The 17973-nt window shown below is 63.1% G+C and carries 15 protein-coding genes, 1 tRNA gene and 1 riboswitch; of the genes, 9 read left to right on the top strand and 7 right to left on the bottom strand.

The window, feature by feature from the left end; genetic code table 11:
• Positions 1–74 precede the first annotated feature (74 nt).
• Positions 75–497 carry a large conductance mechanosensitive channel protein MscL gene (mscL, locus tag NKJ84_RS09180; protein ID WP_352506200.1) on the bottom strand — a complete coding sequence of 141 codons (423 nt, stop codon included), beginning with the start codon at positions 495–497 and terminating at the stop codon, positions 75–77.
• Between the two features lie 233 nt (positions 498–730).
• On the opposite strand from mscL, the gene NKJ84_RS09175 reads away from it, so the two are divergent.
• Positions 731–4219, top strand: a complete 3489-nt coding sequence (locus NKJ84_RS09175) for a PAS domain-containing hybrid sensor histidine kinase/response regulator (RefSeq protein WP_352506233.1) — start codon at positions 731–733, stop codon at positions 4217–4219.
• 3 nt (positions 4220–4222) lie between these two features.
• Here the strand turns inward: NKJ84_RS09175 and NKJ84_RS09170 are convergent, their stop codons facing one another.
• Together NKJ84_RS09170 and NKJ84_RS09165 are read right to left on the bottom strand one after the other, a co-directional pair.
• On the bottom strand, positions 4223–4885 hold the full coding sequence (locus tag NKJ84_RS09170) for a response regulator transcription factor (RefSeq protein ID WP_502896127.1): 663 nt from the start codon (positions 4883–4885) through the stop codon (positions 4223–4225).
• A 119-nt stretch (positions 4886–5004) separates the two neighbouring features.
• Positions 5005–5436 (bottom strand): hypothetical protein, encoded by a 432-nt coding sequence (locus NKJ84_RS09165; RefSeq protein WP_352506198.1) that lies wholly within the window; start codon positions 5434–5436, stop codon positions 5005–5007.
• Positions 5437–5562: 126 nt separating this feature from the next.
• Here NKJ84_RS09165 and NKJ84_RS09160 point away from each other — a divergent pair, with 126 nt between their 5' ends.
• Together NKJ84_RS09160 and NKJ84_RS09155 are read left to right on the top strand one after the other, a co-directional pair.
• Positions 5563–5913, top strand: coding sequence for a DUF952 domain-containing protein (locus NKJ84_RS09160; RefSeq protein WP_352506197.1), 351 nt, complete (start codon positions 5563–5565; stop codon positions 5911–5913).
• Positions 5910–6986 (top strand): quinone-dependent dihydroorotate dehydrogenase, encoded by a 1077-nt coding sequence (locus tag NKJ84_RS09155; RefSeq protein WP_352506196.1) that lies wholly within the window; start codon positions 5910–5912, stop codon positions 6984–6986. Before NKJ84_RS09160 ends, NKJ84_RS09155 begins: the two co-directional genes overlap by 4 nt.
• 3 nt (positions 6987–6989) lie before the next feature.
• Here the strand turns inward: NKJ84_RS09155 and NKJ84_RS09150 are convergent, their stop codons facing one another.
• The gene (locus NKJ84_RS09150) at positions 6990–8414 is read right to left on the bottom strand and encodes an MATE family efflux transporter (protein ID WP_352506232.1); all 1425 of its coding nucleotides are present in this window, start codon (positions 8412–8414) and stop codon (positions 6990–6992) included.
• 50 nt (positions 8415–8464) lie between these two features.
• Between NKJ84_RS09150 and NKJ84_RS09145 the strand changes: the two genes are divergently transcribed.
• Complete coding sequence (locus tag NKJ84_RS09145) at positions 8465–9367, top strand: histone deacetylase family protein (protein WP_352506195.1); 903 nt, start codon at positions 8465–8467, stop codon at positions 9365–9367.
• A 3-nt stretch (positions 9368–9370) separates the two neighbouring features.
• On the opposite strand, the gene NKJ84_RS09140 is transcribed toward NKJ84_RS09145, so the two are convergent.
• On the bottom strand, positions 9371–9673 hold the full coding sequence (locus tag NKJ84_RS09140; protein ID WP_254816341.1) for a DUF6460 domain-containing protein: 303 nt from the start codon (positions 9671–9673) through the stop codon (positions 9371–9373).
• A gap of 94 nt (positions 9674–9767) precedes the next feature.
• Here NKJ84_RS09140 and NKJ84_RS09135 point away from each other — a divergent pair.
• A tRNA-Gly gene (locus tag NKJ84_RS09135) sits at positions 9768–9841 on the top strand.
• A gap of 287 nt (positions 9842–10128) precedes the next feature.
• Here the strand turns inward: NKJ84_RS09135 and NKJ84_RS09130 are convergent.
• Positions 10129–11118, bottom strand: a complete 990-nt coding sequence (locus NKJ84_RS09130) for a LysR family transcriptional regulator (RefSeq protein WP_352475919.1) — start codon at positions 11116–11118, stop codon at positions 10129–10131.
• A gap of 317 nt (positions 11119–11435) precedes the next feature.
• On the opposite strand from NKJ84_RS09130, the gene chvE reads away from it, so the two are divergent.
• From chvE to araD1, 4 genes are all read left to right on the top strand, one after another.
• Positions 11436–12500 carry a multiple monosaccharide ABC transporter substrate-binding protein gene (chvE, locus tag NKJ84_RS09125; protein ID WP_023719486.1) on the top strand — a complete coding sequence of 355 codons (1065 nt, stop codon included), beginning with the start codon at positions 11436–11438 and terminating at the stop codon, positions 12498–12500.
• A gap of 99 nt (positions 12501–12599) precedes the next feature.
• Positions 12600–14132: a multiple monosaccharide ABC transporter ATP-binding protein gene (gene mmsA, locus NKJ84_RS09120; RefSeq protein ID WP_352506194.1), complete on the top strand. Its 1533-nt coding sequence runs from the start codon at positions 12600–12602 to the stop codon at positions 14130–14132.
• Complete coding sequence (gene mmsB, locus NKJ84_RS09115) at positions 14129–15421, top strand: multiple monosaccharide ABC transporter permease (protein ID WP_352506193.1); 1293 nt, start codon at positions 14129–14131, stop codon at positions 15419–15421. The genes mmsA and mmsB overlap by 4 nt, the downstream gene beginning before the upstream one ends.
• Positions 15422–15612: 191 nt before the next feature.
• Positions 15613–16605, top strand: coding sequence for an AraD1 family protein (araD1, locus tag NKJ84_RS09110; RefSeq protein ID WP_352475920.1), 993 nt, complete (start codon positions 15613–15615; stop codon positions 16603–16605).
• Positions 16606–16660: 55 nt separating this feature from the next.
• Here the strand turns inward: araD1 and NKJ84_RS09105 are convergent, their stop codons facing one another.
• Positions 16661–17755, bottom strand: coding sequence for a 2'-deoxycytidine 5'-triphosphate deaminase (locus NKJ84_RS09105; protein ID WP_352506192.1), 1095 nt, complete (start codon positions 17753–17755; stop codon positions 16661–16663).
• A 135-nt stretch (positions 17756–17890) separates the two neighbouring features.
• Positions 17891–17968, top strand: a riboswitch (SAM riboswitch).
• Positions 17969–17973: the final 5 nt, after the last annotated feature.

Raw genomic sequence — 17973 nt, 5'->3', positions numbered from 1 at the left:
TTCAGGGCGGGCGAAAACAGAAAACCCCGGCCGCAAGCGACCAGGGTTTTGGTCCAGAGAGGTTCTCGCAAGTGCTATTTTCTGGCGAGGAGATCGCGAATTTCGGTGAGCAGCGCGACGTCGGCTGGCGGCGGAGCGGCCGGGGCAGCCGGTTTTTCGCGCTCCAGCCGCTGGCGCAGATTGTTCACCGCTTTGATCATCAGGAAGATGATGAAAGCGAGGATAAGGAAGTTCAGCGCCACGGTGATGAAGCTGCCATAGGCGAAGACAGCGCCCTGTTTCTTCGCATCGGCCAGTGAGGTTGCATTCACCGCGGAAGACAGGGGTATGAAGTAGTTGTTGAAGTCCAGTCCTCCGAAGATCGCGCCAACAATAGGCATGATGATGTCGTCGACCAGCGAGGTGACGATCTTGCCGAAGGCAGCGCCAATGATGACGGCGACGGCCAGGTCCATCACATTGCCCCTGGAAATGAATTCCTGAAACTCTTTCAGCATTCGACTCCTCCTTGTCCTGACCGGCCGTTCTGCCGTCCGCTCCTCGGCATTGACCGGCCAGCAGAATAGCAAAAACCTGCGGTTGCAACAGGAGCAAAAGCTGGTTTCAGCCGGTCACGATTGCCTGACGCAGCCGCTATAATACGCCGAAAGCCGCGATGGACTCGATCGCCAAGCTGTGATTGCGTCAGCAAGGCCGGATGAAAAGCCGGCGCAGGGAGGAAGTTCGAGGCGTGCAGGGCTGGTTCATCGTCATCATCGCGATTGCCTATGTGACGTTGCTGTTTGCCATCGCCAGCCTGGGCGACCGGCGCTCGACTTCATCCGGCCCCGGCCGCGCCCGGCCCTTCATCTATGCGCTCAGCCTTGCCATCTACTGCACCTCCTGGACCTTCTTCGGCTCGGTCGGGCTGTCCTCCGAGCGCGGCCTCGAGTTCCTCGGCATCTATATCGGACCGGTGCTGGTGTTTGTGTTCGGCTTTCCGCTGCTGCAGCGCATCGTCAGGCTGGCCAAGACCGAGAAGATCACCTCGATCGCCGACTTTCTCGGCGCCCGCTACGGCAAGAGTTTTGCTGTCGCGGCGATCGCCACACTGATCGCGACCATCGGGGCGGTGCCCTATATGGCGCTGCAATTGAAGGCAATCTCCGGCTCGGTCAGCCTGATGGTCGAACACTATACCGGCGCGCCGCCCTCCTTCGATCCGTTCGTCAGCGACATCTCACTGGTCGTGGCCATGCTGCTGGCGCTGTTCGCGGTGCTGTTCGGCACGCGCCATGCCGACGCCACCGAACACCAGGACGGGCTGGTGCTGGCTGTGGCAGTCGAAACGGTGGTCAAGCTCGCCGCCTTCCTGGCGATCGGCCTGATGGTCACGTTCTTGATCTTCGGCGGGCCGGGCGACATGTTCGACCGGCTCGCCGAAAACACGCAGGTGCGCCAGGCGATGGGCTACAACACCTCCCTCGCTACCTGGCTGGTGCTGACATGCCTGAGCGGCTTTGCCATCCTCATGTTGCCGCGCCAGTTCTACGTCACCATCGTCGAAAACCGCAGCGAGGCCGAGCTGCGCACCGCGACATGGGTGTTTCCGCTCTATCTGGTGGCGATCAACCTGTTCGTGCTGCCGATCGCGCTGGCCGGCCTGGAACTGGTCGGCACGAGAACCAGCAGCGACCTCTATGTGCTGTCACTGCCGCTGTTCAGCGGCCACGACGTGCTGGCCATGGCCGCCTTCATCGGCGGCCTGTCGGCGGCGACCGCAATGGTGATCGTCGAGAGCGTCGCGCTGTCGATCATGATCTCCAACGATCTGGTCATTCCTCTGTTCGTGAGGCGATTGCTGCGGACCACGACCTCCGAGAACGAGGACTGGTCGACGCTCATCTTGAATGTGCGGCGGGCGGCGATCTTCATCATGCTGTTTATCGCCTTCCTCTACTACCGCGAGAGCACCAACAACGCGCGTCTGTCCTCGATCGGCCTGATGTCATTCGCCGCGATCGCGCAGTTCGCGCCGGCAATGATCGGCGGCCTGGTCTGGCGCGGCGCCAACGGCCGGGGTGCCGCACTCGGCATGGTCGCCGGCATCGTCGTCTGGAGCTACACGCTGCTGCTTCCCTCGCTCGTCGCGCCCGATACCGGCATCCTCGTCCACGGCCTGTTCGGCTTAGATGCGTTGCGGCCGCAAGCTCTTTTCGGCACCGTCGCCGAGCCGCTGAACCATGGCGTGCTGTGGAGCCTGTCGATCAACACGCTGTTTTTTGTGTTCGGCTCGCTGTCGCGGGCGTCGGTGCCGCTGGAGCGCATCCAGGCGTCGATCTTCGTGCCGCGCGAGGCGGGGCCGCTGCCGAGCCTGCGCCGCTTCCGCACCACCATCACCGTCAACGACCTCAAGGACACGATCGCGCGCTATCTCGGTGTCGAACGCACCGAGCGGTCATTCCAGTCATTCGAAAAGAGCAGCGGCACTTCACTGCACGGCAACGAGCAGGCCAGCATGGATGTCATCCGTTTCTCCGAGCAGCTTCTGGCCAGCGCCGTCGGCTCGTCCTCGGCGCGGCTGATCCTGTCGCTGCTGCTGCGCCGCAACGACCGCGAATCCAAGGACGCCTTCCGCCTGCTCGACGACGCCACCGAGGCGCTGCAGCACAATCGCGACCTGCTGCAGATCGCGCTCGACCAGATGGAACAGGGCATCACTGTCTTCGACCGGGATTTCCGGTTGATCTGCTGGAACCGCCAGTACCGGGCGCTGTTCGACCTGCCCGACGAGATGGGCCAGGTCGGCGTCTCACTCGATCGTATCCTGCGCCACCTTGCCGAGCGCGGCGATATACCGGCAGATCAACGCGTTACCATGCTGAACCGCCTGACCAGCTTCGTCAGCCCCTGGCAGATGGAGCTGAAGACCAGCGGGCGCATTCTCGAATTGCGCTCCAACCCGATGCCGGACGGCGGCATCGTCGCCACCTACGCCGACATTTCCGGACGCGTCGAGCAGGATCTGGCGCTTAAGCGCGCCAACGAATCCCTGGAACAGCGGGTGAAGAGCCGCACCGCCGAGCTCACCCGCGTCAACGAGGAGCTGGCGCAGGCGCAGATGCTGGCCGAGGAGGCCAATCTCGGCAAGACCCGCTTCCTCGCTGCCGCCGGCCACGACATCTTGCAGCCGTTGAACGCCGCCCGCCTGTATTGCTCGTCGCTGATCGAGAAGACCGGCAAGGGGCCTGCCGGCAAGGCGGCGATGAACATCGAATCGTCGCTGGAATCGGTCGAGACCATCCTCGGCGCGGTGCTCGACATTTCGCGCCTCGATGCCGGCGCGATGAAGCCGGACGATACGACCTTCGGCCTCGACGGGCTGCTGCGCCAGATCGGCAACGACTTCCGGCCGCTTGCCGCCGAAAAGAAGCTCGAGCTCTCGATCATGCCGTCGTCGCTCAGCGTGATGACGGACCGCAATTTGCTGCGCCGCCTGATCCAGAACCTGGTCTCCAACGCCATCAAGTATACGCGCCGTGGCCGTATCCTGGTCGGCGTGCGGCGGCGCGGCGAACTGGCCGAGATCCAGGTGATCGACACCGGCATCGGCATTGCCGGCGACAAGCTGAACACCGTGTTTCGCGAATTCACCCGGCTGGACGAGGGCGCGCGCGAGGCGGAAGGCCTTGGCCTTGGGCTCTCCATTGTCGACCGCATCGCCCGCGTCCTGCGCCTCGAAATCCGGATCTTCTCCAACCCCGGCAAGGGCACACGCTTTTCCGTGCTGCTCCCTGCGGCGGCCGTGCAGGCGCCGCGACGCGAGGCCGAGGCGAAGCCGCCTGCCCGTGCCGCGGCCTCGCTTGCCGGGCTCAATGTGCTCTGCATCGACAATGACGGCCGCATCCTCGACGGCATGCGGCTCCTGCTCGAGGGCTGGGGCTGCAGCGTCGACACGCTATCCGGCGCGGAGGAGCTCGACAGGTCCGGCATGCATCGGCCGGACATCGTGCTTGCCGACTATCATCTCGACAACAGGACCGGCCTCGAATTGATCGCCCAGTTGCGTGCGATCCATGGCGAGGACCTGCCGGCCGTGCTGGTCACCGCCGACCGTTCCAGCGAGGTTCGCGCCGCCGCCGGCAGGCTCGACGTGCCGGTGATCAGCAAACCGCTGAAACCGGCGATGCTGCGCTCGATGATGGCCAGGGTCAGGCCGCTGGCGCCGGCGGCCGAATAGGGATCAGCCGGCCGTCTGCAGCGGGTCGCTGCCTATTTTGGACAAAAGGATGACTGCCTGGGTGCGGCTGTCGACGCCGAGCTTCTGCAGGATGGCCGAGACATGCGCTTTGATCGTCGCTTCGGAGACCCCGAGCTCATAGGCGATCTGCTTGTTGAGCAGTCCCTCAGCCAGCATGCCGAGCACGCGCGTCTGCTGTGGGGTCAGCGCCTGCAGCCGCTTGATCAGGTCGGAAATCTCGGGATCGCGCTCGACGCCGAGATCGACCCCGGCGGGCGCCGCGATATCACCTGCGAGCACCGACTGCACCGCATTGCGGATCTCCTCCATGCTGGCCGATTTGGAGATGAAGCCGGAGGCGCCGAGATCGAGCGCGCGCCGGATCGTCACCGGATCGTCATGCGCCGAGACCACCATCATTGGCACCGCCGGATGGATGCCGCGCAACGAAATCAGGCCGGAAAGACCGCTTGCCCCCGGCATCGAGAGATCGAGCAGCACCAGATCGACATCCTCATTGGCCAGGACCAGCGCCTTGGCGCTTTCGAAGTCGCCGGCCTCGTGAATGGCGGCAACGTCTCCGATGCCCGCGAGTGCCTCCCTCAATGCCCCGCGAAAAAGCGGATGATCGTCGACAATGACGAATGTGTAGCCCAACGGTGATATCCCTCCCCCAATCCCGTTGGCGATTTTCCGCCTTGCAGGATCTGAACGATCATAACGCTACGCCTGCTGTTCGGCGTGGCCGGCTTGCTGTTCCCGCCCCAGGTCTTGTTGCGAATTGCCTAGGTCTTTTGCGAATTGGGCTTGGCGCCGTCTTCGTCCTTGTCCATGTCCTTGACGATGTCCATGAAGCTACGCAGGAAGCGCTCCATGTAGCCCATCGTCTTGTTGAAATCCTCCTCGCTGGGCAAAGTCGATTCGAAACGCGCGGCAAGCGAATTTTCGAGCTTGGCGACACGTTCGTCGAGCGCCTTCACCGAATTTTGCAGCCGGTCGACCTCATCCTGGAAGGCGGCACGTTCGTCGGCCGCCGTCTTGCAGACAAGCTGACCGGAGCGCTCCTCGCAGAGCGACATGGCGCCGGTTTGCGTATCCATGCGGACATAGCCATTGGCCGATTTTTCCAGCCGGTAGCGATCGGCTTCCTCGGAAAAGGCCGACGCCGTTATAAGCGAGACCAGTGCTGCGGGGATCAAGACGTGTTTCAGACGCATGTTTTCCTCCATGAGCCATCCAGCGCAATCTATCACAGTTTGCGCCTGAAATGGGGACGAACCTGAAATGGGGAAGAACACGGGCCTGCCCTTCCCCGCGTGGTCGGTTCGGACTATAGCGCAACCATGTCCGAGATCATCTACAAGATAGTTCCCGAGGCGCTGTGGCGCGAGGCCGAAAGGGAAGGCCGCTTCACCGGCGCGCCGATCGACGTCGCCGACGGTTTCATCCATTTTTCCACCGCCGGGCAGGTTCGGGAAACGGCGGCCAAACATTTCGCCGGCCAGGGCGGGTTGCTGCTGGTCGCCGTCGACGGCGCGCACCTTGGCAATGCGCTGAAATATGAGGTCTCGCGCGGCGGCGCCTTGTTCCCGCATCTCTACGACGCGCTCGGCCTCGATGCGGTCGTTTCGGTGCGGGCATTGCCGCTCGGCGCCGACGGGCAGCATGAATTCCCGGCGCTGGAGGCCGAATGAGCGCGCTCGGCCGGATCGGCCAGAAACTGCTGTTCACGCTCGATCCGGAAACCGCGCATGGACTGTCGATCGCCGCGCTGAGATGCGGGCTGCCGGTCGCCGGTCGTCCGCCGCAGGACAACAGGCTAAAGGTCAACCTTTGCGGACTCGATTTCCCGAACCCGCTCGGCATGGCGGCGGGTTACGACAAGAATGCCGAAGTGCCGGACGCGCTGCTCGGCCTCGGCTTCGGCTTCGCCGAGGTCGGCACGATCACGCCGCTGCCGCAGGGCGGCAATCCGAAGCCGCGCGTTTTCCGGCTGCCTTCGGACGGGGCGGTGATCAATCGGCTGGGCTTCAACAATGAGGGCCACGACGCCGCGGAAAAGCGCCTTGCCGCCCGCATGGGCCGTGCCGGCATCGTCGGCGTCAACATCGGCGCCAACAAGGACAGCACTGACCGCGTCAGTGACTATGAACGCGGCGTGGTCCGGTTTGCGCGATATGCCAGTTATCTGGCAATCAACATCTCCTCGCCGAACACGCCGGGCCTGCGCAACATGCAGGCACGCGAACAACTTGGCGAACTTCTGTCGCGTGTCATGGCCGCGCGTGAGGCAGCATCCGCGAGACCACCCGTCTTCCTCAAGATCGCACCGGACCTGGTCGAGGCCGAGTTGGAGGACATCGCCGCCGAGCTCACCGAGAAGCAGATTGACGGCCTCATCGTCTCCAACACCACGATCGCGCGATCCGGCCTGCGCAGCGCCGGCCTTGCCAGCGAGGCTGGCGGGCTTTCGGGGAAACCCTTGTTCGAGCGCTCGACCATCGTCCTGGCAAGGATGCGAAAACTGCTTGGCCCGGATCCCACTATCCTTGGCGTCGGCGGCGTTGATTCCGCCGAGACGGCCCTGGAAAAGATCCGCGCCGGCGCCGATCTCGTGCAGCTCTATACCGGCATGATCTATGCTGGGCCCGCGCTGCCGGGGCGCATTCTTTCCGGCATGGCCCGTTTCATGGACAGTCAAGGGCTGAAGTCGCTGCGCGAGCTTCGCGACAGCCGCCTCGATCAATGGGCGGTGAAACCGCTTTAGCGATCAGTTAAAGGCGGTGCGCACCCGCAGCCGCAATATGGCGAGCAGGCTGAAGCCGCGTACCAGCAGGAAGACATGCAACGCCGCCCACAATCCGTGATTGCCGAAGGCCGGCACCAGAATCAGCAGGGCGGCGCTGAACGACAGGAACGACACCAGCATCATGTTGCGCATGTCGCGCGACCATGTTGCGCCGATGAAGACACCGTCCATCTCGAAAGCCAGCACGCCGCTGAGCGCGGTGAACGCCGCCCATGGCAAGTAGATGTCGGCAATGGCGCGAACGTCCGTCGAGGTCGTGATCAGGGCGACGAGATCGGTGCCCTCCAGCAGGAAGAAGAGCGTCGCCGCGCCCGCCAGACCGAGCCCCCAAAGCAGCGTCAGCCGCACCGCCTGGTTAAAGGCGGTGGCGGCGCGCGCTCCAATGGCGCGGCCGGCGAGCTGCTCGGCGGCAGTGGCGAAACCATCGAGGAAATAGCCGGCAACCAGGAAGAGGTTCATCAGCACGGCGTTGGCGGCCAGCGTCAGCGTGCCGAACTGCGCGCCTTGACGCGTGAACAGCGCAAAGGCGGCGAGCAGCGAAAAGGAGCGGATCATGATATCGCGATTGAGCGACATCATGCGCAGGAATGCCGGCAAGTCGAGGACGCGGTGGCGCGGCAGCGTGGGCGCTGCCCAAAAGCGCCGGCCGACAATGGTAAGACCAAGCAGCATGGCGACGAATTCGCCGGTGACCGTTGCCCAGGCAACGCCGGCAACGCCCCAGCCGAGCTCCAGCCCAAGCAGGAAGCAGAGAGCGATATTGATGCCGTTCAGTATCAATTGCAGCATCAGCCCGAGCCCGCCCTCGCCGCGCCCAAGCACGTAGCCAAGGATGGTGTAATTGATCAGCGAGAACGGCGCTGCGAGCATCCTGATGCGGATATAGACGTCCATCGCCGCGCTGACGCGCGGTTCGGCGCCGATGAACCATTGCCCGGCGGCGGAAACCAGCGGCGCAAGCGCGGCAAGCACGACGCCGGCGACGACCGCGATCAGCACGGCGCGCCAGAACACCGCCTGCTCCTCCAGCGCATCGCCGCGCCCGAAGGCCTGGGCGACGAGGCCGGTGGTGCCGGAGCGCAGGAAGTTGAAGGTGGTGAAAACGACGTCGAAGATCAGGGCGCCGGCCGCCAGGCCGCCGAGAAGGGCGGCATCGCCGAACTGCCCAACCACCGCCGTGTCGACGATTCCGAGCAACGGCGTCGTCAGATAGGCGAGCGTCATCGGCACGGCGATGGCGAGCACCGAGCGGTTGGTGACGACGAAGGCCCTGGCTTCGGTGGCGTGGGCTTCGGTGGGTAAAGCCTGCTCCAAACGCGTGTTGCTTCCTGTTGCGGCTTGATCGGCTGGCCGATGTGCCCCAATTTGGGGACCTCGCGCAACCATCCACCCCGCTATGGTCAACCGAAACCCGCCTCTGGCGCACCGCCCGTCCCATGCCCTTGCAGATCGTTCATCATCCCGACTACGACGCCGGCTTCGCGGTCAACCACCGCTTCCCGATGAGCAAATATCCGCTGCTGATGGATGCCTTGCGGGCGCGCGGCCTGGCGCAGCCCAAAGCGCTCAACATGCCGGAGGCGGCGCGGCCATCATGGCTGAAGCTTGCCCACGCGGCAGACTATGTCGACCAGGTGCTTGCCTGCGAAGTGCCGGTGAGGATCGAGCGCGAGATCGGTTTCCCCATTGGACAGCGGGTTTCGCTGAGGGCGCAGCTCGCAACGGCCGGCACGGTGCTGGCGGCGCGGCTGGCCTTGCTGACCGGCATCGCCTGCAACACCGCCGGCGGCAGCCATCATGCGCGGCGCGCGCACGGCGCCGGCTTCTGCACCTTCAATGACGTAGCCGTTGCCGCGCTGGTGCTGCTTGCCGAAGCTGCTGCCCAAAACATCCTGGTCGTCGACCTCGACGTGCATCAGGGCGACGGCACGGCCGACATCCTGGGCGACGAGCCGCGCGTGTTCACCTTCTCCATGCATGGCGACCGCAACTACCCCGCGCGCAAGATCGCCTCCGATCTGGACATCGCCCTGCCCGACGGCGCCGGCGATGCAGCCTATCTGGAGCGGCTGAACGCCATCCTGCCGGAGCTGTCGGCGCGAAGGCGCTGGGATCTCGTCTTCTACAATGCCGGCGTCGATGTCCATGTCGAGGACCGGCTCGGCAGGTTGTCGCTCACGGATGACGGGCTGCGCGCCCGTGACGATATGGTGATCCGCCATTTCCGCACGCTCGATATCCCGGTGTGCGGGGTCATCGGCGGCGGCTATTCGGCGGATGTCGCAGCACTCGCCGCACGCCACGCCATCCTGTTCGAGCTGGCTGCGGAATACGCCTGAAATTCACTTCCTGAAATTGGCGATCCTGAGCAGGATGAAGGCCGGCACGACGATTGCAGCACCGAGCAGGATGTAGCCGAGGAAACGGTCGATGGCGTGGAAGCCCAAGTTCCACAGGTCGATGAAGAATTTGCGGATGCCGTAAAGCACGTCCATCGGCGACCAGCCGAAGGCATTCATGACCAAGCCGACGAGGAACGACACCACAAGCAGCTTAAGGATCACCCGGAGCGGCGTATCGCCGAGAAAGCGGTTCAGTGCGGACAAGGCCTGTCTCCACAGTCGGGTGCCGCGATTCGGGCACATGCCCAGAAATACGCAGTTGACAGCCCTGCATCAAGCCGAGCCCTCAAACCGGGATTGCGCATCGGCGCCGGGCCATGATATCGGAGGAACCAGCGCGGGTATGATGTAATGGTAGCTTGTCAGCTTCCCAAGCTGAACGCGCGGGTTCGATTCCCGCTACCCGCTCCAGCTTTTGCCCCAGTGCATTGCACTTGTTTTGGCCAATCTGAAAACCAGCGGATTTATAGGCAGTTTTTTGCAACCCGGCTGGCCGCCTTTCATCTGTTTGGCCGATGTACCGGTTCCTGGAATATTTCACATTGAGGGTCGGCGGGGCCTCGAATGACCCCAACCGGAATGTCTACCCTTTGCCCGCTGGCTTCTGCTGGCGGGCTTTTTTGAGCATCCTCGCTATTGCCAACGTGCACCGGCGCCGCTCGGGGCCACGGAATGCGCCCCGCTATTCGCTCCAAGCCTCAGCCCACCTCTCGCAAAATGAAATCGTGCAGCATCTTGGCTGCCGGCGACAGCGCGCGGTTCTTCACCGTGATCAGGCTGTAGGGTCTGACCTCGATGTCGAACTCGGTCTGGACAACATCGATGGCGCCGGCCAGGCCTTCCGGGTTCTGGATGAACTTCGCGACCTGGATCGAAACCGGCGCGATGGCGTCGGATTGCGCGACCATGACCAGAGTCAATAGCAGCGAGCTGGTATTGAGGATGCGGTCCGGCAACGCGATATTTCGGTTCAGAAAGTTGCTCTCCATCGCCTGGCGCAGCGGCGAGCCGCCCGACTGGAAAACCCAGTCATAGGCGGCGGTGTCTTCCAGCCGCACCACCTTGCCCTTGGTCAGCGGGTGGCCGCGGCGCACGATCAGGCAGGCCTTCTCGACGCCGATGACGCGGGCTTCGAACAGCCGCGGATTGAGGTCGTCGGGGATGCGGGCGATGATGAAATCGTGGCGCGAGGCGATCAGCTCGCGCGCCAACACGTTCGAGGTCTCGACCTGCATGGTGATTTCGATGCGCGGATAGAGGCGCCGGATCTCGCGGATCGCCGGTACCGCCAGCTCGATCGCCGGTGCTGTTACCGCTCCCAGGAACACCGAGCCGCCCTTGCCCGCCTTGAGCTCGAAAATCTCACGGTCGACCTCGCGCATCTCGAGCAGGATCGATCGCGCGCGCCGTGCCAACGCCTTGCCATAGGGCGTCAGCGTGATGCCGCGCGGCAGCCTTTCGCAGAGCTTGACATCGAGCACGGCCTCCATCTCGGCGATCATGCGCGAGGCCGCCGGCTGCGAGATGTTCATGACCTGGGCCGCGGCGCTCACCCGGCCGTGCTCGTCGAGGGCTGCGATCATGCGCATGTGACGCAGGCTCAAGCCGCTGCGCAGCAAGGTTCCGCCATCGCCCGGGATTTCATCGTAACCGGCTGATATTCCGCCAGGATTTCGCAGCGCCGCCATGATTTTTCCCTACTCGCACGCCCGGCGCCCCGGCAAAATCCGGCAGCGTCCTCACTAGCCTAAGCCATATCAGTCTCGATATAGCAACCATCAAAGATCGCATTTGACAGTTATGGCAAAGCGACACACCCTTCGCGCGTCCTGACACTTGACGATCGGCGACGAGAGAAAACTCGTATCGATTGAACCCAGAGTTTCGGGGCCGATTGGGAGGATACCGGAGATCGATTGACGGCAGCGGCGCCTTTGGCGCTCCTGCACGATTGCGCGGCCCACGAAACCCAAGGGTACGCGTCCATCAACCAGGGAGAGTTAATGTGAAGATTATCAAGACACTGGCCGCCGTCGCGGCCCTAGGCATCGCGGCTATGACGCTGCCGGCGCAGGCGGGCGAAGGCCTGGTCGGCGTGCTGATGCCCACCAAGACCTCGCAGCGCTGGATCAACGATGGCGACGCCGTCAAGTCCCAGCTCGAGGCTCTGGGCTACACTGTCGACCTGCAATACGCGCAGGACGACATTCCGAACCAGCTCAGCCAGCTGGAAAACGAAATCACCAAGGGCCCGAAGGCGCTGATCATCGCTTCGATCGACGGCACCACGATGGGCGATGCGCTGCAGAAGGCGAATGACGCAGGCGTCGTCGTCGTCGCTTACGACCGCCTGATCAAGAAGACGCCAAATGTCGATTACTACACCACCTTCGACAATTTCGGCGTCGGCGTCATCCAGGCAAAATCGCTGCTCAAGGGCCTCGGCTATCCCGAGAAGAAGGGTCCGTTCAACATCGAGCTGTTCGGCGGTTCGCCGGACGACAACAATGCGTTCTTCTTCTATAACGGCGCCATGTCGGTTCTTCAGCCGCTGATCGACGACAAGACCCTCGTCGTGAAGTCCGGCCAGATGGGCATGGACAAGGTCGGCACGCTGCGCTGGCTGGCGGCAACCGCCCAGGCCCGCATGGACAATCTGCTCTCCGCCAACTACTCGGACGGCAGCCGCGTCGATGGCGTGCTCTCGCCCTATGACGGCCTGTCGCGCGGCATCATCGCTTCGCTGCGTGCCGTAGGCTACGGCACTGCCGATCAGCCATGGCCGATCGTCACCGGACAGGACGCCGAGACCGCTTCGGTCAAGGCGATCATTGCCGGCGAACAGTATTCGACCGTGTTCAAGGACACCCGCGAACTCGCCAAGGCGACGGTCGAACTCGTCGACAAGGTGCTCTCGGGCGGCAAGCCGGAAGGCCTCGACACCACGACCTACAACAACGACGTCAAGGTCGTTCCCTCGATCCTGTTGACGCCGCATGACGTCGACAAGTCGAACTACCAGGCGCTGGTGGTCGACTCCGGCTACATCAAGGCCGAAGAACTGAAGTAATCGCGGTTACAAAGCCTGGGGTCCTGCGCAGGCAGGGCCCCTTTTCGTTGGCGAGCCAGCCCGGTATTGTTTGCGGACCTCGCAGGAGTGGTATTCTCAATGGCATCGACGATTTTGGAGATGCGCGACATCACCAAGACGTTTCCAGGCGTCAAGGCGCTGTCGAACGTCAAGCTCATGGTCGAGGAAGGCGAGATCCATGCCGTGGTCGGCGAGAACGGCGCCGGCAAGTCGACGCTGATGAAGGTGCTGTCGGGTGTGTATCCGTCCGGCACCTATGACGGCCAGATCATCTATCGCGGCGATGAGTGCCATTTTAAAGGCATCCATGACAGCGAGCGCAAGGGCATCGTCATCATCCACCAGGAGCTTGCGCTGGTGCCGATGCTGTCTATCGCCGAAAACATATTTCTCGGCAACGAGCAGGCCAGATACGGCGTCATCGACTGGAATGCCAACGAGACGCGCACCAGCGCCCTGCTCAAGAAGGTCGGCCTCAAGGAAGACCCCAACACGCTGATCACCAATATCGGCGTCGGCAAGCAGCAGCTGGTCGAGATCGCCAAGGCGCTCAGCAAGGAAGTGAAGCTGCTCATTCTGGACGAGCCGACGGCGAGCCTGTCCGAAAAGGACAGCCAGGCGCTGCTCGATCTGCTGCTCGAATTCAAGCGGCAGGGCATCACTTCGATCCTGATCTCCCACAAGCTCAACGAGGTGAACCGGGTCGCCGACAAGGTCACGATCATCCGTGACGGCCGGACCATCGAGACGTTGGCCAAGAAGGACATCTCGGAGGACCGCATCATCACGTCGATGGTCGGCCGTTCGCTCGACGACCGCTACCCGCCGCGAGAGCCGAAGATCGGTGAGACCGTTCTCGAAGTGAAAAACTGGTCGGTCTACCATCCCATCCATGCCGAGCGGCAGGTCATCAAGGGCATCAACCTCAACGCCCGCAAGGGCGAGGTGGTCGGCATTGCCGGGCTGATGGGCGCCGGCCGGACCGAGTTTGCCATGAGCCTGTTCGGCCGGTCCTATGGCCGTCGCATCACGGGCGAGGTGTTCCTTAACGGCAAGCCGATCGATGTCTCTTCGGTGAGCAAGGCGGTGGAACACGGCATCGCCTATGTTACGGAGGACCGCAAGACCTACGGTCTCAACTTGATCGACCATATCAAGCATAACATCACGCTGGCCAACCTGCCCGGCGTCTCGCGCCATGGCGTGATCGAGGATTTGCGCGAGCTTTCCGTCGCCAACGATTATCGCGGCAGGACCAATATCCGCGCCTCAAGCGTCTACCAGATGACCGGCAACCTTTCTGGCGGCAATCAGCAGAAGGTGGTGCTGTCGAAATGGCTGTTCGCCAATCCGGAAGTGCTGATCCTCGACGAGCCGACACGCGGTATCGATGTCGGCGCCAAATATGAAATCTATACGATCATCGCGCGTCTCGCCTCCGAGGGTAAGGCAATCATCGTCATCTCGTCGGAAATGCCCGAACTGCTCGGCATCACCGACCGCATCTACGTCATGAACGAAGGACGCATCGTCGGCGAAATGGCGGCGAGCGACGCCAGCCAGGAAAAGATCATGCGCGCCATCGTCCGTGGAGAAGGGAAAGCATCATGAGCACCGAAAGCGCTCCCGGGCCGCAAACCGGCGTCGCCCAGGATATACAACAGGCACCTCGCATTGCCGTCTCGGCGCTGGTCACCAATCTGCGCGAATACGGGTTGGTGCTGGCGTTGATCGCAATCATGGTGTTCTTCCAGTTCACCACGTCCGGAACGCTGTTCAAGCCGGTGAACCTCAGCAATCTCGTGCAGCAGAACAGCTTCATCATCGTGATGGCGCTGGGCATGCTTCTGGTGATCGTTTCGGGCCATATCGATCTCAGCGTCGGCTCAGTCGCCGGCTTCATCGGCGCACTGGCGGCGATGATGATGGTCATCTGGCCGCTTGGCCCATTGAGCAATCCGCTGGTGGTGTCGATCATCTGCCTGATCGTCGGTGGTGCGATCGGCGCGGCACAAGGCTACTGGATTGCCTATCACCGAATACCGAGCTTTATCGTCACGCTGGCGGGCATGCTGATCTTCCGCGGCATCTGCCAGGCGCTGCTCGGTGGCGGGTCTTCCGTGGGGCCGCTTCCAGTCGGCTTCAAGGCGCTCAGTTCCGGCTTCATTCCGGACCTGATCGGCCCATTGACACTGATACCGCCAACCGTGAACGCCGCCGGCAAAACCATTGTCGGCAGCGGCCTCACGCTGCACCTGACGACGATCGTGATCGGCCTCGTCGCCGTGCTCGCCTATGCCTATTTCGGGCTCAGGGCACGGCGCACCCGCGAGAAGCATGGCTACGAAGCCGAGCCCTTCTCGCTGTTCGTCGTCAAGACCCTGGTGATCAGCGCGCTGGCGCTGTTTCTCGTTTACCAATTCGCCACCTATAGGGGCCTCCCCATCGTTCTCATGGTGATGGGTGTGCTGATCGCGTTGTTCGTCTTCGTTACCAAACGCATGACGATCGGCCGCCGCATCTATGCGATGGGCGGCAATGCCAAGGCAGCCCAGCTATCGGGCATCAAGACCGAACGGCTGACGTTGATGGTGTTCATCAATATGGGCGTGCTGTCGGCACTCGGCGGCCTGATTATCGCAGCGCGCCTGGGGCAGGCTGTGCCGGCGGCCGGCCTCGGCAGCGAGCTCGACGTCATCGCCGCGGTGTTCATCGGTGGCGCTTCGGCGATGGGCGGCGTCGGCCAGGTCATCGGCGCGGTGGTCGGCGGCTTCATCATGGGCGTCATGAACAACGGCATGTCGATCATGGGCGTCAATGTCGACTGGCAGCAGGTGGTCAAAGGCCTGGTGCTGCTCGGCGCCGTCGTCTTCGACGTCTACAACAAGAACAAGGCTTGAGAGGCAACCAGGAGGCATACGGGTCACATCGCGGCGCTGCCGGGCGGCGCAAAGAAGTCCCTCGAGGGACCTGATCCGCGAGCGCAATCCGGACGAAGAATTTCAATCGAGGCGCGGACAACGGTCCGAGCCGCGCCGGGCAGGGTTTGCCAAGAAAGGCACGCCAAGCCCGCAATTCAGAGAGGGTTACCATGCTGATCTCACAGATCCTCGACGACGCCGAGACGATCCGCGTCGTTGCCCGCAACGGCGGCAAGACCCGCGTCATCAACGGCGCGCGCAGCGTCTATTCGCTGGCGATGGAAGCCGCGCGCACCGGCAGCGGGCTTGTCGCCCTGATCGAGCGCAAGGGCTTCGGCGAAACCATCGATCTGGACGCAGCCTACAAGAAGGGACGACTGCTGTCGCCGATCAACCATCCCGATCCGGCGCATCTCCATCTCACCGGCACCGGGCTGACGCATCTCGGCTCCGCCGCGACCCGCGATTCCATGCACAAGAAGCTCAGCACGGACGGCGAGGAACAGCTGACCGATTCCATGAAGATGTTCCGCATGGGGCTTGAGGGTGGCAAGCCGGCGAAGGGCCAGATCGGCGTGCAGCCGGAATGGTTCTACAAGGGCAACGGCACTATGGCGGTGGCGCCCGGTGCGGCGCTTGTGTCGCCGGCCTTCGCCCAGGATGCCGGCGAGGAGCCGGAAATCGCCGGTATCTATGTGATCGGCGACGACGGCGCCCCATTCCGCGTCGGCTTCACCCTGTCGAACGAGTTTTCCGACCACGTCACCGAGCGTGTGAACTATCTCTTCCTCGCCCATTCCAAGCTGCGTAACGCTTCGTTCGGCCCGGAGATCCTGATCGGCGACCTGCCGTCCGATATCCGCGGCGCTTCACGCATCCTGCGCGACGGCAAGCTGCTTTGGGAAAAGCCGTTCCTGTCGGGCGAGGCGAACATGTCGCACACCATTGGCAATCTCGAGCATCACCACTTCAAATACTCGGCCTTCCGCCAGCCGGGTGATGTGCATGTACACATGTTCGGCACGGCAACACTGTCCTTCGCCGACGGCATCAGGACCGAGGCCGGTGACGTATTCGAAATCGAGGCGCAGGATTTCGGCCTGCCGCTGCGCAACCCGCTTGAAATCGAGCAGCCGGTGAAGGTGGCGGTGAAGGCGCTTTGAGGCGTCGATGACAGCGTGATCTCCCCCCTCGTGGGGGAGATTGGCAGTTCCAAACTCATCGCGCGGCGCGGAAATGCTTGGACAGTTTCAGGCCCTGCGCCTGATAGTTCGAGCCGAGATCTGTGCCGTAGAGCGCCTGCGGCCGTTTCAGCATGTGCTCGTAGACCAACCGTCCGACGATCTGGCCGTGGTCGAGGATGAACGGCACTTCGTGGCTACGCACCTCGAGCACCGCCCGGCTGCCGGTGCCGCCCGACGCCGAATGGCCGAAACCCGGGTCGAAGAAACCGGCATAATGGACGCGGAACTCGCCGACCAGCGGGTCGAAAGGCGTCATTTCGGCGGCGTAGAGTGGCGGCACATGGACCGCCTCGCGCGACACCAAGATGTAGAATTCGTCCGGATCGAGCACCAGCTCGCCGGCGCCGCTTTTGTAGAGCGGCTCCCAGAAATCGACGACATCCTGCGCGGCGCGCTTGTCGACGTCGACCAGGCCGGTGTGGTGCTTGCCGCGATAGCCGACCAGCCCGTCCTTGTCGCCGTCGAGATCGATCGACAGCGCGATTCCGCCGCCTGAGATGTTGGGTGGTTCGGTGGCGACCAACATTTCGGCGCGGTGCAACTCGTGCAGCTCGCTTTCCGACAAGAGCGCATTGCCGGTGCGGAACCTGATCTGCGACAGCCGCGAGCCGGTCCGCACGATGATCGGGAAAGTGCGCGGGCTGACCTCCAGATAGAGCGGGCCTTCATAGCCAGCGGCGATCTTGTCGAACTCGTGGCCACGGTCGGTCATTACGCGGGTGAAGATATCGAGCCGTCCGGTCGAGCTTTTCGGGTTGGCGGAGGCGGAAATATGGGCGGGCAGCGCCAGGCTTTCGAGCAGCGGCACGATGTAGACGCAGCCGGTTTCCAGCACCGCACCTTCGGCGAGGTTGATCTCGTGCAGCTTCAGCCGGTCGAGCTTGTCGACAACCCTGTGGTCCGGGCCGGGCAAGAAGGAAGCACGCACTCGCCAGGCCTTGTCGCCGAGCCTGAGGTCAAGGCTGGCCGGCTGGATCTGATCGGCATCGAGCATGCGCGGCGATTTCAGCGCGCCCGTCTGGAACAGCTCGGAAATATGCTGATCGGGAAGAATGCCTGTCTGCCGCAAGGGTCTGGCTCCGTTCGAAGGCCGGGCGAGGTCTTGTTCTGTCGCAGGTCCGACCGTGGACGCCTTTGGCACCTGCTTGGTACAACCCTCTTAATCATGCCGGCAATTGACGCAAGCGTGGCGCGGGTCTAAAGCTCGTTATCCCGTGGTGATTTGGCCGGTCGGCTTGCAGCCACGTTAAACAAGTCGCTAAAGGACCGTCGGCCGCAAGGCCATAT

It is taken from the genome of Mesorhizobium sp. M0048, assembly GCF_040323405.1.
Taxonomy (GTDB): domain Bacteria; phylum Pseudomonadota; class Alphaproteobacteria; order Rhizobiales; family Rhizobiaceae; genus Mesorhizobium.
Note: the sequence above shows the minus strand (reverse complement) of the source record. Positions and strands in the feature narration are given on the sequence as shown.